Annotated in this window: 18 protein-coding genes and 2 tRNA genes; 6 read left to right on the top strand and 14 right to left on the bottom strand. The window is 43.4% G+C overall.

Translation table 11 applies throughout. The features are described 5' to 3' along the window. Window positions 1-41: 41 nt before the first annotated feature. From ABDW33_RS09155 to ABDW33_RS09140, 4 genes are all read right to left on the bottom strand, one after another. Window positions 42-1,592, bottom strand: coding sequence for a RagB/SusD family nutrient uptake outer membrane protein (locus ABDW33_RS09155; RefSeq protein ID WP_343689755.1), 1,551 nt, complete (start codon window positions 1,590-1,592; stop codon window positions 42-44). A gap of 23 nt (window positions 1,593-1,615) precedes the next feature. Next, window positions 1,616-4,573, bottom strand: a complete 2,958-nt coding sequence (locus tag ABDW33_RS09150) for a SusC/RagA family TonB-linked outer membrane protein (RefSeq protein WP_343689754.1) — start codon at window positions 4,571-4,573, stop codon at window positions 1,616-1,618. A gap of 383 nt (window positions 4,574-4,956) precedes the next feature. Continuing rightward, a complete protein-coding gene (locus ABDW33_RS09145) occupies window positions 4,957-6,561 on the bottom strand; it encodes a DUF6377 domain-containing protein (RefSeq protein WP_343689753.1) in 1,605 nt (534 codons plus the stop codon). Between the two features lie 55 nt (window positions 6,562-6,616). Further along, the gene (locus ABDW33_RS09140) at window positions 6,617-7,657 is read right to left on the bottom strand and encodes a WYL domain-containing protein (protein ID WP_343689752.1); all 1,041 of its coding nucleotides are present in this window, start codon (window positions 7,655-7,657) and stop codon (window positions 6,617-6,619) included. A gap of 326 nt (window positions 7,658-7,983) precedes the next feature. Between ABDW33_RS09140 and ABDW33_RS09135 the strand changes: the two genes are divergently transcribed. After that, on the top strand, window positions 7,984-8,502 hold the full coding sequence (locus ABDW33_RS09135; protein WP_343689751.1) for a hypothetical protein: 519 nt from the start codon (window positions 7,984-7,986) through the stop codon (window positions 8,500-8,502). A gap of 131 nt (window positions 8,503-8,633) precedes the next feature. Here the strand turns inward: ABDW33_RS09135 and ABDW33_RS09130 are convergent, their stop codons facing one another. From ABDW33_RS09130 to ABDW33_RS09120, 3 genes are read right to left on the bottom strand one after another with little or no spacing between them, the layout of a single operon-like run. After that, on the bottom strand, window positions 8,634-9,347 hold the full coding sequence (locus ABDW33_RS09130; protein ID WP_343689750.1) for a phytanoyl-CoA dioxygenase family protein: 714 nt from the start codon (window positions 9,345-9,347) through the stop codon (window positions 8,634-8,636). After that, window positions 9,347-10,402, bottom strand: a complete 1,056-nt coding sequence (locus tag ABDW33_RS09125; protein WP_343689749.1) for a nucleotidyltransferase domain-containing protein — start codon at window positions 10,400-10,402, stop codon at window positions 9,347-9,349. The genes ABDW33_RS09130 and ABDW33_RS09125 overlap by 1 nt, the downstream gene beginning before the upstream one ends. Next, complete coding sequence (locus tag ABDW33_RS09120) at window positions 10,392-11,156, bottom strand: nucleotidyltransferase domain-containing protein (protein ID WP_343689748.1); 765 nt, start codon at window positions 11,154-11,156, stop codon at window positions 10,392-10,394. The genes ABDW33_RS09125 and ABDW33_RS09120 overlap by 11 nt, the downstream gene beginning before the upstream one ends. A gap of 600 nt (window positions 11,157-11,756) precedes the next feature. Here ABDW33_RS09120 and ABDW33_RS09115 point away from each other — a divergent pair. From ABDW33_RS09115 to ABDW33_RS09100, 4 genes are all read left to right on the top strand, one after another. After that, a tRNA-Ile gene (locus tag ABDW33_RS09115) sits at window positions 11,757-11,829 on the top strand. A gap of 50 nt (window positions 11,830-11,879) precedes the next feature. Further along, window positions 11,880-12,365: a ribonuclease H-like YkuK family protein gene (locus ABDW33_RS09110; RefSeq protein ID WP_343689747.1), complete on the top strand. Its 486-nt coding sequence runs from the start codon at window positions 11,880-11,882 to the stop codon at window positions 12,363-12,365. 516 nt (window positions 12,366-12,881) lie between these two features. Then, window positions 12,882-14,516, top strand: a complete 1,635-nt coding sequence (locus ABDW33_RS09105; protein WP_343689746.1) for a carboxylesterase family protein — start codon at window positions 12,882-12,884, stop codon at window positions 14,514-14,516. Between the two features lie 124 nt (window positions 14,517-14,640). Then, window positions 14,641-15,390 carry a hypothetical protein gene (locus ABDW33_RS09100; RefSeq protein ID WP_343689745.1) on the top strand — a complete coding sequence of 250 codons (750 nt, stop codon included), beginning with the start codon at window positions 14,641-14,643 and terminating at the stop codon, window positions 15,388-15,390. An 8-nt stretch (window positions 15,391-15,398) separates the two neighbouring features. Here ABDW33_RS09100 and ABDW33_RS09095 read toward each other — a convergent pair whose 3' ends face one another. The 3 genes from ABDW33_RS09095 to ABDW33_RS09085 form a co-directional block, all read right to left on the bottom strand. Beyond that, window positions 15,399-16,061 carry a hypothetical protein gene (locus tag ABDW33_RS09095; protein WP_343689744.1) on the bottom strand — a complete coding sequence of 221 codons (663 nt, stop codon included), beginning with the start codon at window positions 16,059-16,061 and terminating at the stop codon, window positions 15,399-15,401. 333 nt (window positions 16,062-16,394) lie between these two features. Then, window positions 16,395-17,219: an alpha/beta hydrolase gene (locus ABDW33_RS09090; protein WP_343689743.1), complete on the bottom strand. Its 825-nt coding sequence runs from the start codon at window positions 17,217-17,219 to the stop codon at window positions 16,395-16,397. Window positions 17,220-17,498: 279 nt separating this feature from the next. After that, window positions 17,499-18,170 carry a dihydrofolate reductase family protein gene (locus ABDW33_RS09085; RefSeq protein WP_343689742.1) on the bottom strand — a complete coding sequence of 224 codons (672 nt, stop codon included), beginning with the start codon at window positions 18,168-18,170 and terminating at the stop codon, window positions 17,499-17,501. Window positions 18,171-18,473: 303 nt separating this feature from the next. Here ABDW33_RS09085 and ABDW33_RS09080 point away from each other — a divergent pair, with 303 nt between their 5' ends. Next, entirely contained in the window at window positions 18,474-19,190 is a 717-nt protein-coding gene (locus ABDW33_RS09080; RefSeq protein WP_343689741.1) for a hypothetical protein, read from the top strand. A gap of 244 nt (window positions 19,191-19,434) precedes the next feature. Here the strand turns inward: ABDW33_RS09080 and ABDW33_RS09075 are convergent. The 4 genes from ABDW33_RS09075 to hflX form a co-directional block, all read right to left on the bottom strand. Continuing rightward, window positions 19,435-19,508, bottom strand: a tRNA-Asn gene (locus ABDW33_RS09075). A gap of 67 nt (window positions 19,509-19,575) precedes the next feature. After that, on the bottom strand, window positions 19,576-21,153 hold the full coding sequence (locus ABDW33_RS09070; protein WP_343689740.1) for a glycosyltransferase family 39 protein: 1,578 nt from the start codon (window positions 21,151-21,153) through the stop codon (window positions 19,576-19,578). Between the two features lie 59 nt (window positions 21,154-21,212). Beyond that, the gene (locus ABDW33_RS09065; RefSeq protein WP_343689739.1) at window positions 21,213-21,551 is read right to left on the bottom strand and encodes a Rieske 2Fe-2S domain-containing protein; all 339 of its coding nucleotides are present in this window, start codon (window positions 21,549-21,551) and stop codon (window positions 21,213-21,215) included. A gap of 4 nt (window positions 21,552-21,555) precedes the next feature. Next, window positions 21,556-22,770, bottom strand: a complete 1,215-nt coding sequence (hflX, locus tag ABDW33_RS09060; RefSeq protein ID WP_343689738.1) for a GTPase HflX — start codon at window positions 22,768-22,770, stop codon at window positions 21,556-21,558. Window positions 22,771-22,815 lie beyond the last annotated feature (45 nt).

Here is a 22,815-nt window from a genome sequence, read left to right as displayed (position 1 = left end):
CATCAGCTGACGGGTACAGTTCCGTCAGCTGATGTTTGTGACTAATAACCCGGGTTCTGAACCAGGTTCTTATTAACCGAAAGGTCGCTGGTGGGAATTGGGAATAATAGATATTTAGGATCATCAGATGGTTTCAGCTGCCATGTTTCAAGGAACTTGCCAAAGCGGATCAGGTCCTCTCTGCGCCAACCTTCCCAGTACATCTCACGGCCTCTTTCGTCGATCAGATTATCCAGGGTCAGCGAAGTGAAGGCGGTCGCCCCGCGTTTTACACGCAGGTCATTTACTATTATCAACCCGCCGGCTGCATCTCCTGTACGAAGCATTGCTTCCGCTTTCATGAGCAATACATCTGCATAACGCAGGAATACATAGTCATTACTCGCATTGTTACTATTCCTGGATTCTTTAGAAGTCAGATCAGGCGGATATTTCACCACACGAATACCTGTTACTTCAAGGGTCGCGGGATCAGTTTCCTGCAACTTTAACTCCCTTGTAAAGCTGAGGGGATGTCCCTTTCTATCTTGCAATGCTACACCACCGGCACCATATTGCTGGCCCAGCAGGAAGCCAACTTTCAGACCTGTTACGTCTGTTACACCAGCATAACTACCGCCTCTGCGGGTATCGGTAGCTTCGAACTTGTCATAAAAGTCAGAAATAGTCGTAAAACCATTCCATCCACTGGGGTCCTGGTTGTAGTGAAGGGTGGGTGCCCAACGGCAGAATGCGTTGTTTCCACCCCGGGAACCGGCAGTACTAATACCTGGCCCGTTACGTTGGGTGAAGATATTCTCTGTACCTACTACATCATTATTGTAGGCGAAATTCGCGAAGAAGTTATTGTTGATACTATACTTCCCTGAGCTGATAATCTGATCTGCCAGTGAAATCACTTTTTGCATATCAGCCGCATCAAAGGTGGGTGATTGCCTGTTCAGGAAAGCCCCTCTGTTCAGATATACTTTCATCAACAGTGCCCGGGCTGCATTTTTATTAGCTGTATAAGCTTTTGCACTATCAGACAATATCGGAATAATTGCTTCCAACTCGCTAATAATGAAATCTGCTGCTTCACCTGCCTTTAACACCTTAGGTGCATTCAGCAGGGTATCTCCCGGATTACGGAAAGGTACCTGTCCCCAGCCGTCCAGGGTAGCGAACATAGAGAATGCCCGGAGGAAACGGGCTTCTGCTGCCTGTGCATCACTGGGATGAAAGTTTAATACGTTCGTAGCCAGGAACTGTAATTGCAGGATATTGGTAAATGAGTTACCAATGAATGTATGATCTGAATTCCAGTTGTGCAGCTTCAGTGCACGCCACACACCATTATCGTCCCAGTCACCCCCACGGGTAGGAGCAACTGCTTCGTCAGATGTCATTTCACATAAAGCCCAATAGTTGGATTGGTCCTGAAAAGGTAACTGAAGTCCATCGTAGGCAGTCACCAGCAGTGCAGCTACTTTAATCACGGAATCAGCCTGTGTCTTGGTTAAGGTAGAACCGAGTTTCTCGTCCAGTTTTGTACAGGACGCCATTCCACCTATAACCAGTACTAATATGATATATGCTATTTTGGATCGCATGTCAGTAATTTTTGGTCAGTGATTTATAACGAGAAATTGATACCAGCGAGAATGCTCCTGGCTGTTGGATAAGGTGAGTATTCAATACCCAGAGATGTAACCCCATTAATATTCTTATCAGTATTTACTTCAGGGTCAAATCCGGTGTATTTCGTTATGATAAAGAGGTTCTGACCCGTTAAGTATACAGAAGCTCCTTTAATCACCTTTCCGATGTTCCCGATCTTATAACTGAGTGTCACGTTGTCCATTTTCATGAAATTGCCTTTTTCCAGATAGCGGCTGGATACTGTAATGGGATTAGAAAGTGCTTCTTTGGTACCCACCAGTTTGGCAGCGATATTCCTGGAACCCAGGTTACCGATTGGCAATACCGTATTGGCGGTATTATTATAGATATCGAATCCGAAAGCACCGTGCATATTAACGCCCAGGGTCCAGCTCTTGTAATTCACGGAGGTAATGATCCCCATCATGGTCTTTGGGTTAGGTTGTCCCAGGAAGTACATACTGTTGCCATTATCTTTGTATACGCCCTGACCATTGTCGTCAAAGCCCTCAAACTGTCTTACATAGAAAGAGTTCAAAGGCATGTTGTTCACGAGGCGCTGTGCATAAGCATTAGATACCCCCTGTCCACTGATGGAGCCTGTCAGTACCGGAGGTCCGTCGTAGTTCTTCAGTTCGTTGGTCAGGAAGGTCGCATTCACTCCCAGATCCCAGGTGAAGTCTTTAGTAGCTACTACATCGCCACGCAGTACAACTTCAAAACCTTTGTTGATCACGTTTGCTGGCAGGTTGATCCAGTAGTTGGATGCTGGTGCGGGTTGAATAGCAGGGAAGTTGAAGAGCAGGTTAGTGGTATTCTTATTGAAATAGTCGACACTACCATATAGTCTGCCATTGAAAAATGCATAGTCAATACCTGCATTCAACTGTTTAGAACTCTCCCATTTCAGATTAGGATTTGCCACGTTACTTAAACTGGCTCCTCCGTTTGAATTGAGGGTATATTGTTCCTGTGCTGCTCCGGCAGGGAATTCCTGGTTACCGGTGATACCCCAACCTACGCGCAATGCCAGCTGGGTGACAGTCTTATTATCTTTCAGGAATGGTTCATTGGCGATATTCCATTTAGCGGCGAAAGATGGGAAGTAACCATACTTATTGTTTTCTCCAAACTTGCTGGAACCATCTGCTCTCAGGGTAGCAGTCAGCAGGTACTTGTCAAAGAAGTTCAGGTTCACCCTGCCAAAGAAAGATTGTAGTTCTGACTTTGGGTTCTTAAATGAAGAGATGAATGTATTGGTCTGGGTCGGGTTCTGCAGGATATCTACATACTTCAGTGCGTCGGTAGTGAAGCCCAGGCCGCCCATACTACGTCCTTTATAATTGAACTGCTGGCTTTCGTAACCTACTACCGCACTTAGGAAGAGGGCCTTGGTCACCTGCTTATTATAGTTCAGGGTATGGGTAAATAACTGGGAGGTCAGCGTATTTACACCATAATAGGCTTGTCCGTTATCCTGTACACCGGTAATATTAATAAAGGAAGCAATTTGTGTTTCCCTTTCACCTACCTGGTGATTGATGCTGTATACGAAACGGTATTCCAGGTCATCCGTGATCTTAATATAAGGGGAGAGGTTCGCCAGAATACTATTGACATTTACGCCATCGTCATACGCGGCAGACATAGCCTCCGGGTTGATGGCAGAACCGGCACCTAATATATTAAAGGAGCCATCTGGCTTGCGAAGAGCAAGTGTTGGATTCCATTGCAGGGCCTGCCCGATGAGGCTACCTGTAAAACCGGCATCGTTTGTAATTGGCGCTATCTGCTCAGTAGTATGTGCTGCCTGAATAGAGTAGTCGATACCTATCCTTTGGTTATCCAGCAATTTGAACTGGCCATTTAGATTAGCGGTATACTTTTTCAAACCGGTTTTCTTGACGATCCCCTGTTGATCGAGCATGCCAAATGAAGCACGGTATACACCGCTGTTTTCGTTGCCGCCACTGAGGGCCACATTCACATTGTGTGTGATACCCGTACGGAGAATGCTGTTCATCGCATCCACACTGCTTCCATCATCTCCTGAAGTCAGGTTGTATTGTTTCAGCGCTGACCTGTAACCTGCGGCATCCAGTACATCCAGTTTTTTGAGGATACTACTGGAACCAGCAGAATAGTTCACATCCAACCGGGTTGGTCCTGGCTGGCCTTTCTTAGTCGTAATGATCACTACGCCATTGGCGCCCCTGGCACCATAAATAGCAGTAGCGGATGCATCTTTCAATACATCCATGGATTGGATATCGAAGGAGTTGATAAAATTCAGGGGGTTGGCATCTGGGGTCTGACCCAGACCATTTGCGTTTACAGAGGGCTTGGCCGTACGACCGTCAAGCGGCATTCCATCCACTACATATAAAGGTTGGTTACCGGTTCTTACGGAAGAGTTACCGCGGATCCTTACAGTAGTCGCACCACCCGGAGCGCCACTGTTATTCATAACCATGAGGCCGGCCACTTTACCCTGAATCAGCTGATCGGGCGCAGTGACAATCCCCTTATTAAAATCGGCAGACTTGATAGAGACAACAGAGCCTGTCAGGTCTTTTTTGCGGGTAGTACCATAACCGACTACCACCACATCGGTGAGGGTAGTGCTGGAAGGGACCAGTGAAATAGCGAATTCAGATTTACCGGCTATAGCAACTTCCTGCTGATTATAACCGATGAAAGAAATAACGAGCGTAGTACCATTCGGAGGAACACTCAATTTAAAAGTACCATCTGCTGTGGCAGCGGTACCGGTGCTTGTACCTTTTACCTGGACGGTAGCACCTGGAACGGGGTTGCCATTTTCGTCTGTTATCTTACCGGTGACGGGCCGGTTCTGGGCGCTGGCTATGCCTGCTACTAGCAGTAATAACGAGCATAATAGCCGCACCTTACAAAACAGGAGATTGGTCATAGTTCAGTTTTTATTGGTTTGTGGAATATTGATGCCATATGTAATGAATGAAGGGTACGGTCAGGCATGCTGACGTACGATAGTCCATTGAAAAAAGAGAAAGAAAAGTTTTGCGTCTTTATCAGACTGTCATCACAACTGGTTCTTTCATAACTGGAATTTTTAAAATACTGCGCGTCCGGTCACTACAGGTTACTATTACCTACAACACAGTCTGTCAATAAATTTGGTTGATGGTTCAATAATAAAACGGAAAAAAGAGGCCGACAATTTATATGGCCATTATATAGAAAATAAAACTCAGAACAGGGTCTTTTTCATAACTAATAAATTAATAGTCAAATACTTAATGACGAATTAAAAATTTATATATATAATGGTTATTATAGTGCTTTTATGTCCATTAGCCGCTCTTCGAACTCCTCTTTTGGAATGATTGCCTTGTTCTTGATCTTGGTTTTATAGGTGTAAATTGTATTAACTGAGTACTCCAGGATCTGGGCAATTTTTACATTGTCACTAATACCAATTCTTATCAAGGCAAAAATACGAAGATCTGTATTCAGCAGTTCATCTTCTTTCAGTTTGATCTGATCCTCTTCTTTGAAGAAAGAATTGAATACTGTAACAAAGTTGGGGAAGATCCGGAGGAAGATCCTGTCAAAATTTTTGAACAGCTGTTCTCTTTCATCTTTCAGATCTATATTATTAACCAGGTATTTGACTTCGCTATATTTATTGTCCGACAATTTCTGGTCGGCCAACTTCTTGAATTTTTTGATTTTGTCCAGGTAGGCAGAATTGATTTGGAAGCAGTAACCGATATATTCTTCTTTGATTTTATTCGCTTCCATCAGTTTCTCGTTAATTTCCTGCTGGATAGCATGGGCTGCTGTGATAGTCTGCTGTGCGGATTGTAATTTTCTATATTGTTTGAGAATGATGATGGCCAGCCATACCAGGGCCAGCAGGAGCAGGGTGACAATGGTGGCGTATACGAACAGCATTTTTTTCTGTCCTTCTACAGTATTGATCTTTTCACCTTCTATGATAGGGACAATGGCACTTAGCTGCACTTTTCTGAGTCTCGCGCCATAAAATGAAGCATCGGCAACGGCATATTCTATGTATCGCGAGGCATTTTTTACATCCTGCTCCTTAAATAGAAGACTTGCCAGGATAAACATGGCAGTAGTTTCCTTGGTACTGGATTGAATATCTGCCATGGCAGCGATGGTCATCATAATGATGGCACTATCTTTTTTGCCGGTGCGAATGAAAATATTTCCCAGGGAAGATGTCGCAATTGCCGTTTGATGCACAGTGAGATCTTTATGAGCAACTGCTAAGCGATAATAGTATGCTGCACTGTCCAGATTTCCTGCTTTCTGATACTTCAATCCATAATTATAATCATAATTAAAGCTATGGGGTTTAAAAAGTACCAGTGCAGAGTCGATACAAGCCCCGCCCTGCTGAGTGTATCCGGGCGCAAAGTACTGGTCGCTGCTGTAATCGGATAGATCATAGTAATAACGGCTCTTTAAGGCATAGTATTCGGCTTTGACGCTGTCAGGCAGTTTGCGGACATCAATAACAGCAAGGTAGTCCCCCGTTTCTTTAAACATTCCCGACGACAGGAGCACAAATCCCAATTTGACGCCGGCATAATTAATACGCCCGGAATCCTTCATTTTTTCCGCCAGTAGTTTTAGTTGCTGGGCGTAGGCAAATGCAGAATCAAATTTAAAGACCATGAACTGCTCGTATAGCTGCTGGCAGATATCGAATTGTTCCCTAAGGGAGAGGGAGTGGGTGCTCACCAGTTCAGCTCTCAGTGCATTGATCTGTCTGAGCTTACTTTCGTCATATGTGGATGCTTGTTCAATCGTATGATTTAACTGTTTAAGGAGGCTGTCATTTTTTGGGAAAGCATGGAGTAGCCCATAATGCATGAGAAAAAACAGCGAGATGATCTTACACTTCATTCGTTCAATTTTGTGGAATTGGGTAGAGTATGGTACTCCTGAGCACTATAATTAATTATGAAGCTGCGCCGGCTTCCTTTCCTTCCTCTTCATAACCGGATATTCCATTTTTAAACTTCCAATATATGCGCTTTCTAAGGCCTTCAGGTGCTAACACCCTCATTCCATCTCCATAACCCAGTATTTCTCTTTCAAGTTCCAGGTTCAGCTGTACCTTGATCTTTATAACTATTCCATCCGCTCTTTGTTCAATAATTTCCTGGGAATGGTGCATGGGTTTAGTGGCAATATAAGGCGCATGTTCCTGGCTAACAAATAGTTTTACATTCTTTGCGCTTTTTTCATTGGAAACTGTGACACCAACTACGTCCTGGTAAAACTCCGCAGGAGTGATGCGGCCGTTTTCCACATACAAAGCTTCCGGACAAAAGCAGATGGATGCTATTCTGTCCAGGGCAAGATTCTGGATTTGTGCGTTTTTGTTTTTCACCCCTACGGCAAACCACCTGTTTTTAAACTCTTTCAACCACCACACATGAAATTCAAACGTGCTCTCTGACCTGGCTTTGAATGACTGGTAGGTAATGGTGACTGCTTTCTGCTGGATAATTGACTGGTAAATAATCTCCAGGTGTTCCAACCCTTTCAGTCGTTCGTTTTTTTCAAAATCAATTACAGATGCTGTATGGTTTGCGGCAGAATAAACGTGGTCTTCCAGTTTTTGTACTACTTCATTCAGGTTGGTGAAGTGGGAAAAACCTTTAAACTGTTTCAGGATTTCGACGGCTTCATTCATTCTTCCCAGATCCTGTTCACTCAACGGAATATTGGTAATGCTATAATCCGGGTCTTCGTAAGTATAAAATTTCTTATTGACTACAATGATCGGTGCGTTATAACCCAGCTTATCACTGCGCATAGTTTGAATATCTGCCTGCACGGAACGGCGGCTGATACCTTTGTCAATACCTTCGTAATCGTACAGCGCATCGGATACCGCGTCTATCAGATTCTCCAGCGTCCACTTCCTGCGTCGGTTCCTTAAGCAGGCGTCAATGGTTTTATATCGGATTAAAGCGTTCTTATTAGCAGGCATTTCCGGGATATTTTTCAAAAAGTAGGAAAAATAATTAATTGCGCAAAAAAACTGCGCAGTTGCCGTAGACTTTTATACTGTCGATTTAACAATAACGACAATACGAATTTTACCGCTTTTCGTCCGTTTAAGACACCTTTTCAAATTTGTGTCATTGATTGAGGAGCGGCTTTTTTAAGCCGCTCTGTCTTGACCTTAAAACCACACTCATAATCAACCACTTACATCTATAAAAAACAAAACCCCTGTTTTCAGGGATTCTCAGAGAGCATAAACCACCCTACTTTTACATCATGATCAGGTACGGAAGTATAGCACTAGTAATCTTGGCCCTGGCCATCGGAGGCTATGTTTTACTTGCTTACAAATTCGATACTATCATTGTATATGACAGGGAAGCAGCATACACCACTGTTGGCCGACACCTGTCAGTACAGCCTGAATTTATGATCAATGCCAACCAGGAAGTGCGGGTGAATATCAACTTCGAAGATGTACACGAATCCGCCTTGCTGAAAAACCTGGAAGTAAGTCTTACACCAGCGGGAGACACATCGAAAACCATACCGCTACTTTCTGTTACAGTCAGCGATTGTAATCCTGGTAAAGGGGCTACCAAATTCACTGACCTATCAGAAAACTGTAAGCTACTACAGCCCGGGTATTCTTCTACAACCAAATCTTTCACATTCGCATTTGATGCGAATACTGTACGCCGAAATGCTTATCTCGTCAGGATACGGGGTGACATTAATACTGATGGCAGCAATGCGGTAACTCCGTTTGCAAAGGAGATCAGTATCGAGAAGGAAACGGTGTTACGGGAAAGAAGTTGGATGTATTAAATATGAATGATTCCTATCCCTATAAAAAACCCGATTTTTAGATTATTCCAATCTATCCTATGACAACTACGCAGGTATTCTCTACTTTTCCTTCAATATCTGATCGGCGGCCTGACCTGCCAGGGCGCCGATCAGCCTGGTAAGTTTACTTTTTCCGACCAGCGCAAAGGCAGCGGTAACTCCGTCCTGCTGCATTCAATATGAATAACCCTGCGGGGCTGCTGATTGTTAGTACGGCTGGAAGCATGTAATAATAACGGCCGCATGATCATCAAGCCGCCTTTCTGTACAGTACAGGTTTCCTCCACTTCATTTTGCCAGTCAATTGCTTCCGGTCTGTAAATTCCTTTCCGATGGGAGCCTGGTATCACCCGCAATGCACCATTATTTTCGTCGGTATCATCCAGGTGAATCCTGATTGTGAAATTGTCTTCAAGTATTTGTAGTGGTGGCTGCACGGCATACTGGTCCTGTTTTACAGTCCAGGGTCCGTAACCTTCCATTACCGCTTTTTCCTTTACTGAAATAGTCAGGTCCTGATGGTAAGATACAAACCAGTTGGATCCTGCGGGTTTATCAAAGTAGATTGACTTTACAACATGATATCCATGTCCAAACAGCGTATCAATAACCTGGTGTAACGCAGGAATGAATACCAATGGTAGGGAAACTGGGACTTCTTTAAAGAATTGCCTGATGGCAAAAAGATCTTTCGTCCGGCGAAAAGTAGCCTTCGCCGTATCTGTATTTTCTATACACGTAATCAATGCTTCTACCGCGGCAGTATTGAAAACGTCATTGACAACAGTAAATCCTTTTTCTGCAATGGCTGTGCGGTGGTCCATTATTTATAGAACTTTGTTCTGATTGTAATCAATAATTCATTGGTTTTTACTTCATCTGGCATATCCGGCAGATCGGACTGCTGGAAAAGTTCTTCTATACGTTCCAGTTTTTCATCTACCATATTCAAAAGATCATTGTATTCAAAGCCACCACTTTTTATTCTAAGCAGGAACTCCCTATCTGGCCTTTCTACAATTACCTTTTTATGAACCGCAATTTCTTCTGCCATATTTAGCAGGCGGAAGGTATGCATCATATTCTTTGCATCATAGTTTTTACCGTGGGAGAGAGTATTCTGAAAACGAATGTCGTTCCGGTTCTCAATCCATTCCTGGTATTCCTTGTATTCACGGCAATAAACGGAGTAACCATCTTTATTGAACTGCATCACGGCAACAGGAGAGAGGTTCCTGGGAATGCTGCTGAGACGAACGTCATTGGCATCTTCGCCTGACACAATTCCCTTCAGGGAGCCCCCTGGCTGATGATAGATCAGGTACACATCCCTAAAGTGCGGAACACTGGTAAGTCCACAATCCGCCTGTTGAAAGTGATACTTTTCTAACCATTCGGCGAGAGGAATGCTTCCATTATCGTCAATAACATAACAGAATTCAGACACACTCTTCCTTGACTTCTCCGCTGGGCGGTTGATCATTTTATTCAGTCCTTTGGCCTTTTTGATCTGTGAAGCAGCATAACCCGCAAAAGTATCTTTGCATAATTTAGAAAGGAAATGTTCTGGTTTGATCAGTTCCATGAGCGGGTGCCGGAATAGCACACAGTTTTCCGGTGTGCCCAGCAACTCCAGTATATTAGGATTATTCTTCTGTAATAGCTCCAGGAACCTGCCTATTTCAAAATACACTTCATCATTTGTGGCATTGTATACCTGAGGTGTAAAAGTAAATCCATACAACTCAGTTTGGGGTAATACATAAATACCTTTCAGGTCTGTATCAGAAGTAGCGGTATGTAGCTGTTGGGAACGACTTCCGCTAATAGCCTTCATTAAAAGGTGTTGCGGCTCGTTCATTAATTGTTCAAAGGTCATAGTGACGGATATATTTTCTGAACAGTGCATCCAGTTCATTTGTATCATTTTTCAAGGGCAGCAATGTCGCGGCCTTCTCATTACAATACTGAATTGTATCAGCTATCCATTGTTGAAGGGACATAACAGGAGAGATCGTGGTCTTTTCATCAGCGGCCTGCTTTTGTAACAGTAATGCATTGATAGATTCCTGCCATTTCAGGTCATTGATCAAAGTTCTAAGGATATGAAACTCCATGGGAGGCACCTCACTTTTCTCTATGATCCATTTTGCTGCCAGTAAAGGACGCAATGCATAGAAATATTTTTTGATCCTGACCTGTTCGCCCTGTAAGTCGTTTTCAAAAGTATTTTTCGCCATAGAAATATAGTGATGACAACCTGCTCTCGCAGAAAAGTATTTATTTGCCAGCGTTAGTAACGCTCCTTTGAGCTCGTTGTTAGGTATATAATGTATAGGTGATTGTATCCATTCATATAACGGTGCATTCGATTTTAAAAACAGTTGTAAAGCCTTGCGTAAATCCCAGCCCCCGATGTCGAGCACTTCATTCACGGGTAGTTCTATTACATCTCGTCTTTCAGCAATACTCAGGTAGTCATTTAATGGGCGAATGTAGATGAATCGGACATCATAGTCACTATCAGGCGAAGCAAAGCCCCATGCTCTACTTCCTGACTCACAGGCATATATGATTTTTACACCCTGACTTTTTTCAATCATTGACAATTTCTCTGTGATGATATTTCTCATAATTTTTTCTTGCATTTTCAGGTCAACAACAATTTAAATTTCCGTTAATTAGCTACAGGAAAGCAATTCAAGCTAAAAAAATATTTCGAAATATTTGTGTAGAATGAAAAATTTATTTCATCTTTGCATCGACAAAATTATTTAAACAATTCACAGATGCAGTACCTCGTAATAAAAAATATAGACACAGTCGGTTTGGAGATCGACGCCGTGCGCGGGGTGTGTTATGTAACGAAGTAGTATAATTAACTAATTCAATATAACGAGAGCCCTGCAAGAAATTGCGGGGCTTTTTTCATTTATAAACCGAAAAACAAATGCGCATGCAGATGCAGTTGATATCCATACAATTCACTATGCTCGCGGGTCTACACAGACCAGGCGCAGGGGAGATGTGTGCATACATATCAACAGTTAGCAAACGTGGAAGTATTGGATTTGATGCGCCAGTTGGTGACGATCGTAAATACAACAATGATAGCGAGCGCGAGCCGGAAATATATCAACGACCTAGTTATATCTGGACATAATGAAACATTATGTGCTCAGTAAAAAGAACCCGGTCGTTATCAAGCGATCGGGTTTTTTTATGCCTTTTACTGGCTTGTGGCGCAATGGTTAGCGCGGTTGCCTTATACGCAAACGGTTACTGGTTCAAATCCAGTCAGGCCAACAAACAACGAACTTTAAAAAGAAAACGCAAACAACAAACATGACATAGCAATGGAAACTGTAAGAAGCTGGAGAAGGCTCAATGGGATGGAAATCACAGGCCCTATCGAAGATGAAATTGAAAGAGTGCTGGCAGCCGGGAATAGCGATGGCAATGCACTGAAAGTGTGCATAGGCACAGATAGTCAGAAGAAAGGAAAAATCGTGGAATTCGCTACTGTAATCGTTTTCCTGCGGAAAGGGAAAGGAGGGTTTATGTATATATTAAATGATATTTCAACCCGCAAAATGAGTATAAAAGAAAGGATGCTGGCAGAGGTAGGCAAGAGTATAGAGATTGCTTATTCACTGTGTCATCTCTTTACTAAGTACAGTGTAGATATGGAGATACACGCTGACATCAATACGAATCCAGCTTTCAAAAGTAACGATGCGCTGAAAGAAGCAATGGGTTATATCACGGGAATGGGATTCAGCTTCCGGGCTAAACCACATGCTTTTGCAAGTACAAGTTGTGCGAATAAAATTGTTCATTAATCAATTCACTATAATGATCTACCTAACTAACTTTATTTATGTAGACCTAAGTTTCGAAAACGAAACAGTTGATAAACTTACTGCCAGGAACGGATCTGACCCCAGATCAACTGATGGATCCAAGCTGGCGCCAACAAGCATGCACTGGGGTGCAAGCCTTGTTGATAACGGTGGAGTACCAATACCTTCAGGGTATAGGACTCTACCTATCCCCAAGTGGTCTGGATAGAAATTTATCAGGCAAGTAATTTCACTTCACCTTTAAAATAAGTCTCACTTATATGGTGTATGGTCTGAATTCCGGCACCAATATCCCGTAAGATATTGGGCCAGAATTCAGGGCCTTTGCCAAGAGAAATGATTGCTTCCGATTATAATCCTGATGCTACTGCCAATACATACTGTTGGAGTGGTAATTTTTTTTGTCTTATAAAAAGCATACACGCCCGGTAAGAAAGTTTCTTAAAATCGCGTTCATTTATTGCGTACTTTAAGTCTACATTTAACCCGAGCAATATGAAAAGAGTTCTTTTGACACTAGGCGTACTGGTACAATTGGCCTCTCTGAATTCATTTAGTCAGATAAAAGATCAGATTACCACCAAAAATGGTGTAGTTCAGGGAGTACGGGAACCGGGATCCGCTATTTTAATTTTTAAAGGCATACCATATGCCGAACCTCCTGTTGGCCCGCTCAGATGGAAAGAGCCACAACCTGCCAAAAACTGGAAAGGCATTCGCAAAGCTGATCACTTCGGTCACAATGCTATGCAGAAAAACATCTTTGGCGACATGTCCTTCCGCTCTTCCGGCATGAGCGAAGACTGTCTCTACCTGAACGTTTGGACACCGTCCAGGACAGGGAAGGAAAAATTACCGGTACTAGTCTACTTTTATGGCGGTGGCCTCGCTGCCGGCGACGGGTCAGAACCACGTTATGATGGCGCCAGTATGGCGAAAAAAGGCATTGTAGCCGTTACCATCAATTACCGTCTTGGTATCTTTGGCTTCTTCTCACATCCTGACCTTACTAAGGAATCTCCTCATCATACTTCCGGCAACTACGGTTACCTTGATCAACATGCCGCCCTCGAATGGGTTCGCGACAATATTGCTGCTTTTGGTGGTGACCCTTCCAGAGTTACTATTGCAGGCGAGTCTGCAGGTTCTATCTCGGTTTCGGTACAAATGGCCTCCCCATTGTCCAAAGGACTCATCGCAGGTGCAATAGGAGAGAGTGGTGCTGCCATCAACCCAACCTTGTATCCTGTTCCACTGAAAGAAGCAGAAACACATGGTATAGCATTCTCTGAAAAAATGAACGCCAACACCCTGGAAGCACTAAGAGCGATTCCTGCAGAAAAACTGTTGGATTCAGTATTCTCTGTCGCCACTCCTTACTCCTCTGCCACGATCGATGGCTACCTCATTCCCCGCTCACTGCCTGAAATCTTTGAAGCAGGAGAGCAGGCAAAGGTCCCCCTGCTGGTTGGCTGGAATTCTGCCGAAGTACCTTTTCAGGCCATTATGAGGGCAGAAGCCCCGACACCTGAAAACTATAAAAAGATAGTTAACGGAACTTTTGGTGATAAGGCCGCAGGCATCCTTGAACTTTACCCGGCCAACAATGAAGAAGAAACAGTTCGCGCGGCCACAGCACTAGCCAGTGACCGCTTTATTGTATACAGCACCTGGAAATGGGCCGACCTGCAAGCCAAAACCAGTGGTCAACCTGTATACCGGTATGTATTCTCCCGCATACGTCCGGCCATGACACCTAAAATGGGTAACGCAACCCCTGGCCTGGCCGGAGGCGTACAGAAAGGCGATAAAGAAAAACCTGCACCGCCTAAGTATCCCGCCGTTGGTGCAGCTCACGCCTCTGAAATTGAATATGCCCTGGGTAACCTGTATAGTAACAAAGTATACGCCTGGACCGCTGATGACTACAAAGTATCAGCTACCATGCTGGATTACTTTGCTAACTTTATTAAAACCGGCAACCCCAATGGCAATGGATTACCTCAATGGGACCCCATTACAAAAGACAGCAAGCGAATCAATTATATGGATATCAATGTGAAGAGTGAACAAAAAGAAGAAACCGACAGAGCAAGGTATCTCTTCCTCGATAAGATTTACATGAAATAAAAAAGGAGGGCGTATCAAAAGTAAAAGGCATTGAGTATCAAACAAATGACCACTCCCGCCATCAGGTAATCGAATTAAACCAGAGAAAATTTATTTTTGATACGGCCTCTTTTATCTTCGCGCCATGAAATTCCTATACCTGCTGCCTTTCTTTGGAATCCTCATAGCCTGTGGACATACTTCCAATCCTCCGGAAGAGGTGTTCTCATTCGATTATGAACTGCTGGAAAACCTGTACCATCAGAGTGATTCTGTCATTGTACACGGTGATACCGTAGAGACTATCAGCTATGCGTTAGATACTATCGCTATTCAGACAGGCATTTTTGCCTATATGCAGCACGATTTTGAGATCTACGCACCGCCCAGGTTGATCATCCTCACCAGAAGGGCCCAGTCCCTTAAAAGCAAGGGAAAAGACGCTACAGATGCATTTAAGGAAATAGCAGCAGCCTATCCTGCAGAACTGGAAGAACGCCTTTATGAAACCTCAGACATGAATGATTATTGCCAGATCTCAGTGAATACCGCCATGCTGGGAGCTTATGCCAATGAACAACTCCACGATATTGATGCTGCTATCAACATGCTGAAGCCACAACTGGATAATGTCCAGTCCTGGAGCTCGAGAATCCATGAAATGTACATCAGATTATGCGTAGAACGATATGGGAAGGAAAGGGTCGTACAGGAACTGGAAAACTGTAAAACCACGCTGAAACATACAGACACACAGCCGGAAGTCGCGGAATGGGCGGTTACAGTGTTCGGAGCCAGGATAGGAGATACAGGCATGAACGGGATGACACCGGAGGAGGCGCTGACATCCGTGGAAGAAATTGTGATCAATGATATCCGTAAACTGGTGAATTGAAATTAAACTCAGGCGTCTTCAAACTGAGTTCCTTTCAGCCAATAACCATATCCTTCTATTGCCGTCCACAATTCTTTTTTTAGACGTAAGAATTCTTTTGTGTCTATTTCCCCATTTAGCCGACTCTCTTCCAACGCTTCCAGATCCAGTTTTTTTTGCTTGCGCTTTTGTGCATATCCAAACAACTCTGCTTCCTGCCTTCTTTTTTCAATATAGGTTTCATGATTCAGATAGTGATTGGGTTGATTTGTGATTCTCTCCAGTGTATACCCGTCCCTTGTTGGTCCGATAAACTTGTTATATTGAAAAGTAGGTTGTTGCCGTACAAACATCTCATACCCTTCACTGATAAATGAAATCTCTCCATTTTGGGTAACTATCGTCCAACGGTCATCATCCTTTCTCTCAATATAGTCAATCTGATACCCATCGCTCCTCACCACATCTATATCGAATCTCAATTCCCGAATCTGCTTAAAAGCCATTGTGCATGGAGCTATCCAGAAAGTATACCTGAATCCTTTTACCTCCGGTTCATTCCACTTGAAAATATAGTCGATGTCAAATTCAAGATCACCAGTCATAGCCATCTGATAAATCGTCACATCATGCCAACCCATCTGTTCAAAATCGGCCTCTGTCCAAATGAACTTTTCTACTGTATATTCCATGCTGTATATTACATCAATTAACCCTTTGTTCAAAAAATTACCTGCCCTGTCTATTACCTGTTTCCAGTGGTAGCAATCGTGCTGTTTGTATTTTCATTCGTTTAAAGAACAACATATACTTCCATATTACATTTCTGTCTGTTTTTCGGCTAATCTATCGGTCTTTACATGATAATGCACTAATTATATCAGCCTCGCATACGGTCTGTATTCCAATTATGAAGTGGCCTACTTAGAATATTTCAAGCGCTAATGGCTTATTGAGAAAATATTTAAAAACAAAAAGGCAACCATCACTGATTGCCTTTTTTCTTATTGGATTTGATTCGCCTGTTATCCCTTGATAAATGCTAATATATCTTTATTAATAGTAGCTGCTTCTGTAGTAGGCATACCATGTGGGAAACCCGGATATGTGATCAGCTTACCATTCTTCAGCAGTTTCGCTGCCGCCAGGGCAGTCGTCTTGTAAGGAACGATCTGATCGTCTTCACCATGCAATACAAGTACAGGCACATCTACGGATTTCAGATCTTCAGTAAAATCAGTCTCTGAGAACGCCTTTACACAGTCATAATGAGCTTTGATACCACCCATCATGCCCTGACGCCACCAATTATCCTTTACACCTTGTTTTACGTTTGCACCTGCGCGGTTGTAACCAAAGAATGCATCTGGAAAATCATGGAAATATTGAGCTCTGTTAGTACCCGTATTTTCACGGATTTCATCGAACACTTCGATTGGAACACCATCAGGATTATTTTCGTTTTTTACCATGATAGGTGTCACAGCACTGATCAGTACGGCTTTCGCAACACGACCATTACCACCATGTTTTGCCACATAGCGGATAACTTCACCGCCACCGGTAGAGTGACCGATGTGAATTGCATCTTTCAGATCAAGTGCTTTGGTCAGTTCTGCTACGTCTGCAACATAAGTTTCCATTTCATTGCCAGTCGCGGTCTGTGTAGAACGACCATGGCCTCTGCGGTCATGTGCAATTACCCTGTAACCTTGCTCCAGGAAGAAGATCATCTGTGCATCCCAATCATCAGAGGACAAAGGCCAGCCATGATGAAATACAATAGGCTGTCCGGTTCCCCAATCTTTGTAAAAAATCTCTGTGCCGTCTTTAACTATAATTTTACCCATATTCCAGTTTTGTTTAGAGTTTTTGTAATAATTAAAGTTACTTCGATATTAGATTGGGGAAAGCCCAAGTAGCATGCCATTTTATCGGTTTTATTGTCCGATTCATAGCTTCCAGGGGAATGACCAGGAGTACCTACTGTTACATTATTATAATATGATAATTAAAGCTTAACCTTCTTGTGAAATATGGCGTTAAAATTGGCAGCATAAAAGGCTGTAATAAGAATGCCTGGTGAAGAACAAATTTCAAAGCAGCATTTATTCATTCGGTCTGATAATTCACGCTTTATCTTCTTCCTTCTTCCATTTCTCTCTTCTCTCAATTTCAGCGTCACTCACCTCATTAGATACATATGAGCCTATCCTTACTTCTCCATCCGGTTCATACTTTGCCAGAATCATCCCGGTTGTTGAAATCAGTGATTCTGTCAACTTCCATTGCTGTGCAACCGTTCCTTCTGCAAATAACTTCTTTCCTTTACCCAAAGTAATCGGGTAGATCCACGTATACAATATATCCACTAGCCGGTTTTCCAGCAAAGTCTGTATCAACCGGCCGCTGCCATTTACCAGTAAATCAGGTCCATCCTGTGCTTTTAACTTCTTTAGTTCATTCACCACATCTTCGTTAATCAACGTAGTATGCGCCCAGGAGGTATCAACAGGCGTTGTGGCGACTACATACTTATTGATACGGTTGAACTTTTCACCAATTGGATTATCTCCATTATAAGGCCAGTAGGCAGCAAATATTTCATAGGTTTTACGCCCCAGCAACAGGTCAAATGGCTTTGCCATGATCTTTCCCAGCGCCTCTCTGGAAGGCTCATCTGAATATCCAAATTGCCAGCCACCCCATATGAATCCATTGGTAGTGTCTTCCTGTGGACCTCCTGGGGACTGTAGTACGCCGTCCATGGTCAGAAACGTGGTTACAATGATATTGCGCATAGCTTATAATTTTATTGATATAAAAGTAAATCTCTTATAAAAGAGAAATGGGGTAGGAGTGCGACAACTATACTGGCAACTTGCGACAAAATTTTTCTGGTCATTGCATGAGTGGGTCAATTCCAAACCGGGGTTTATTGAAATTTGAGAGGTTCTTCTTATCAATGTAATGTGAAGGGGAATATGATAACAATAGTACATCTGTTAGCATGAGTTTGTTTACCAGTAATGAATTGTTTAACTTCAGAAGTATGCAGGTGCATATAGCATAAGCATGCTTCGCTCACGCTGTACAAAAATAAAATGATGCAATTTGACATTAAGGCTATTCTAAGGCAACTTGATAGAGAAGCTGAAAATTATATATTCCCCATGTTAGATAACGGGTATTATTATCATGGCGATCAAAAACTAACGATCTACAGGGATTCGGAAAGATGGGCGATGACAATTGAGGTAATAGCATATCATAATCATCAGCTGGACATCGGCGGAATAACGACGCACATTAGCTATTTTGGGAATTGCATTTTGACTAAAAAGCATAATGATAATGATGGTTTTTTCTCTTTCCCGGAAGATGAAGGGATGCCTGCATTGATAAAAGAAGAGAGAACCTACAGTTCCTATTTAAATCCGGACGTAAAATATATAAAGGTTAGAGATCAGCTAGTACCCGTCATGCACGATCGTCAGCATTATCATAATAAAGGTATCCTGCTGGAGTGTCCCGATAAAATTGTTAACTATGAATTTATGAGAGGGCTGATTCCGGATTATTCAGATCTATTCTGGTTGACACGTTCAGAGATGGCCAATAAAATCCCTCTTGATCTGCCTATGCTAATGGAATTAAGGGAGTGGCATCATCCAGACCTGGCAATGGAAGAAAAACCAGGTAAAAATGAAACATTCCGACAATTGGCTTCCGTTATTTCAACTGGAGACATTTCATTATATAAACCTGTCAGGATCGCAAACACTCATTGGAGAAATTGGCCTGAAGGAGGCACATTATAATAGCTTTTGATTGGGAGCCTAATATAATTCTTCATGGATGGAAGCAACAAAAAGGTGGCTGTGACCAATTATCTTTCTTTATTTATGCCCCGAACTGCCATCATCTCAATCTTTACTCAGGGATTTACTTTTCTTGAAAGATTAGGAATTATAGCACTGGTTCAATAAGAAAATACCCCCCCTCAAAAATATTTTCCCAAAAACAAAAAAGGCTTGCATCACTGCAAGCCTTCCCTTTTTTTCGCTCCCCCTGCTGGACTTGAACCAGCGACCCTCTGATTAACAGTCAGATGCTCTAACCAACTGAGCTAAGGAGGAGTGTGTTTCCCGTTTCGGGATTGCAAAGATAGAAAATCTTTTATTTCTGCAAAATATTTTTCAAAAATTATTTCACTAAAACCAAAAATCGCTCACCCACAGCCGCTTTCCGCGTCGAAAAATTTACAAACTCCCCATCCAGCTTCGTCACCGGAAATCTCGGAAACGACTTCAACACCTCACAATTCCTCCCCATAATCACCAAACTATCCATCGCCTCCCGCGTCGTATACAACAATACCGGCGGCTGCAACAACGTATCCGACCTCAACACCGGCGCATCCAGATAAAAATTAAACGCATACGAATTATCCTTGTACATACACACCGCCCCGCCCCGCAAATGCTCATTCGCATAAAACGCCGCCGAACTCCCACTCTGATACCCCAACACATCCGGATAAAACAACCCGTTCAAAAACAAATTCAATATCACCGACATCAAACACGTCCGAAAAAATACCTTCTCCACCTTCACCGTAAACCATAATACTACAACCCCCGCTATTAACCCTACATAAACATAATTGATCTTTGGCTGATATAAAGCCCATAATCCCACTATCGCTACCGCCATAAGCCCCATAATCACCTGCTGCGTAATATTAAAAAATCGGGGCTTATTTAGCGTTAGTATATACTGTGCCGTAAGAATCGCAAAAAATGGGAAAATGATATTCAGATAATGCGGCAACTGAAACTTCGATAAACTAAACAGCAAAAACGTACTCATCGCCCCACTTATACAATAAAACTCCACCGCTACCTTACGCTTCCTTATAAACTGCACCACCGCCGCATATAACATCACCGACCACGGCAAAAATGCCCACAATACCGTATGGAAAAAGAAGGTAGGATCCCCCGACCCCTTGATCGGCCCCGTATTCATAAACCGACCAAACTGACTATCCCAAAAGAAAAAACGGATACCCGATACTCCCGTTCTCCCAAATACCACCTTCTCTGGATGTGCATCAAACTGTGTATACAACGCATACAACTCCGGCGTTATAAACACCAGCACCAACACCCCCACTATCAACCACCTATAGTGGAACAGCTCCCGCCACTGCTTCGTAAATATATACTGCCCAGCTATTGCACACCCCACCGGCACTAACGCAAACGGCCCCTTCGTCATCACCGCACACGCCGTAAACAACGCTCCCAACAACAACCGCCGCTTATATAAAAAGTAAACCGCTCCAATGATCAGACCTGTCAGATAAGGCTCCGCCCGTACGTCTGTACTGGATATTACCAGATGCTCCGCCGTCAGCAGGATACATACCGACCATCGCGCCACCCGATCCCCATACAGGTCCAGGGCAAACCGATATGTAAAGTATACCCCCATCATCAAAAAGAGAAAGGCAGGCAACTTATACGCAAATGTGTTAATACCGAAAATCTGATAGCTAAATGCCATCATCCAGAAAGGGAAATGAGGTTTATCCAGCCACTCCTGACCATCTGCAAACAAATTCAGATAATCATGATGCTGCACCATATACTTCGCTATACCAGCATACAATGCGCCATCGGGCTCCATGATCGTAACGGACAATCCTGTAATGTGCATAAAGATAAGCAGGCCTGTTATCCACCAGCTTATCTTCTTCTCAGAGAAGTTATCAGACATGCGCAAATATTACATTGCTGAAGCTAAATAGCAAGGTCTTTAATAGAAATTTAACACCGCTACCATCCAAACAACCCGGTCTTTTCCAGCCCCAGGTACAATCCATCCTCCCGGTGCTCAATCGGGTAGGTCTTCAAAAAGTATCCCTCTCCACTCGTATTCCGCCCGTTCTTCACACTAAACCGATACCTGTGCAACGGACATACCACATTCCCATCCTCATCTACCCAACCATCCGCCATAATCCCGCTCGCATGCGGACATTTATAGGCAAACGCATACAAAGCACCCTCATACCGCGTAAAAGAGATCTTTTTCCCCTCTACCTCCAGTATCGTTATATCCTTTTCACCAATCCCCGGATCAGCAAACCGATGCCATGTATACGTTTTCCCCATATAATTAATAGAAAAATTCTGATTTGTAAGGATAACGTACCCGATACAGTTCCACCACCTTCTCCATAATCGTTTTACGCAACTCCTCAAGGTTCCTGCGCTCCAATGCCGATATAAACACACAATTTCCCTGTGTCCTGGTTTCCCAATCCGTCTTCAGCTGAGTCAGTATATCCTGCTTCACATCATCCGCCAGCCACTTATCGAAGGTATTCTTCTCATACAGATCCATCTTGTTAAAGATCATGATCGTCGGCTTGTCAAACGCTTTCAGCTCATGCAGGGTACGGTTCACCACCTCTACCTGATCTTCATACTGCGGGTGAGAAATATCCACCACATGCAACAGGATATCGCTCTCCCTTACCTCATCCAGCGTCGACTTAAAGCTTTCTACCAGGTGATGGGGGAGTTTACGGATAAACCCAACCGTATCACTCAGCAGGAATGGCGTCTGCTCAAACACGACCTTACGGGTCGTTGTATCCAGCGTCGCAAACAGTTTATTCTCCGCAAATACCTCACTCTTACTCAGCGTATTCATAATGGTGCTCTTACCTACGTTGGTATACCCCACCAGTGCCACACGAATAAACTCTCCACGGTCCTTACGCTGCGTAAGCGACTGTTTATCAATCTCTGCCAACCGCTTCCGCAGCAAAGAGATCTTATCCTTTACAATACGACGGTCCGTCTCAATTTCCGTTTCACCCGGCCCCCTGCTACCAATACCACCTCCCTGTCTTTCCAGGTGACTCCACATACCCCTCAGTCTGGGCAGAATATATTGATACTGAGCTAGTTCTACCTGCACCTTTGCCTGTGCCGTACGTGCCCTGCGGGCAAATATATCCAGGATCAGGTCACTACGGTCTATCACCTTGATCTTCAATACGTCCTGGATATTAGATATCTGCGAACCAGTCAGTTCATCATCGAAGATGACCAGATTGATATTTCTACCTTGTACAAAATCTCTTATTTCTTCCAGCTTTCCCTTTCCTACGAAAGTGGCCCTGTCAGGATGCTGCAGTTTTTGGGTAAACCTTTTCACAGTCACAGCGCCGGCCGTCTCCGCCAGGAACACCAGCTCGTCCAGGTACTCCTGTACCTGACGCTCGTTGTTTTGCTCCTTGTGTATCAACCCCACAATTACCACCCGCTCTTCCTGCTCAACAATTTGTTTTTTCTCAATCAATGTGTATAATAATTTTGACAAAGGTAAGAAAAGCCCTCAGACTAACATTTTTCCATACTTTTAGCG

Source organism: Chitinophaga sp. (assembly GCF_039596155.1).
Lineage (GTDB): Bacteria > Bacteroidota > Bacteroidia > Chitinophagales > Chitinophagaceae > Chitinophaga.
Note: the sequence above shows the minus strand (reverse complement) of the source record. Positions and strands in the feature narration are given on the sequence as shown.

Bases quoted from the DNA above. Each gene is read 5' to 3' on its own strand.
- ABDW33_RS09155 (WP_343689755.1), bottom strand. From the start codon at position 1,592: ATGCGATCCAAAATAGCATATATCATATTAGTACTGGTTATAGGTGGA.
- ABDW33_RS09150 (WP_343689754.1), bottom strand. From the start codon at position 4,573: ATGACCAATCTCCTGTTTTGTAAGGTGCGGCTATTATGCTCGTTATTA.
- ABDW33_RS09145 (WP_343689753.1), bottom strand. From the start codon at position 6,561: ATGAAGTGTAAGATCATCTCGCTGTTTTTTCTCATGCATTATGGGCTA.
- ABDW33_RS09140 (WP_343689752.1), bottom strand. From the start codon at position 7,657: ATGCCTGCTAATAAGAACGCTTTAATCCGATATAAAACCATTGACGCC.
- ABDW33_RS09130 (WP_343689750.1), bottom strand. From the start codon at position 9,347: ATGGACCACCGCACAGCCATTGCAGAAAAAGGATTTACTGTTGTCAAT.
- ABDW33_RS09125 (WP_343689749.1), bottom strand. From the start codon at position 10,402: ATGACCTTTGAACAATTAATGAACGAGCCGCAACACCTTTTAATGAAG.
- ABDW33_RS09120 (WP_343689748.1), bottom strand. From the start codon at position 11,156: ATGAGAAATATCATCACAGAGAAATTGTCAATGATTGAAAAAAGTCAG.
- ABDW33_RS09110 (WP_343689747.1), top strand. From the start codon at position 11,880: ATGGAAACTGTAAGAAGCTGGAGAAGGCTCAATGGGATGGAAATCACA.
- ABDW33_RS09105 (WP_343689746.1), top strand. From the start codon at position 12,882: ATGAAAAGAGTTCTTTTGACACTAGGCGTACTGGTACAATTGGCCTCT.
- ABDW33_RS09100 (WP_343689745.1), top strand. From the start codon at position 14,641: ATGAAATTCCTATACCTGCTGCCTTTCTTTGGAATCCTCATAGCCTGT.
- ABDW33_RS09095 (WP_343689744.1), bottom strand. From the start codon at position 16,061: ATGGAATATACAGTAGAAAAGTTCATTTGGACAGAGGCCGATTTTGAA.
- ABDW33_RS09090 (WP_343689743.1), bottom strand. From the start codon at position 17,219: ATGGGTAAAATTATAGTTAAAGACGGCACAGAGATTTTTTACAAAGAT.
- ABDW33_RS09085 (WP_343689742.1), bottom strand. From the start codon at position 18,170: ATGCGCAATATCATTGTAACCACGTTTCTGACCATGGACGGCGTACTA.
- ABDW33_RS09080 (WP_343689741.1), top strand. From the start codon at position 18,474: ATGATGCAATTTGACATTAAGGCTATTCTAAGGCAACTTGATAGAGAA.
- ABDW33_RS09070 (WP_343689740.1), bottom strand. From the start codon at position 21,153: ATGTCTGATAACTTCTCTGAGAAGAAGATAAGCTGGTGGATAACAGGC.
- ABDW33_RS09065 (WP_343689739.1), bottom strand. From the start codon at position 21,551: ATGGGGAAAACGTATACATGGCATCGGTTTGCTGATCCGGGGATTGGT.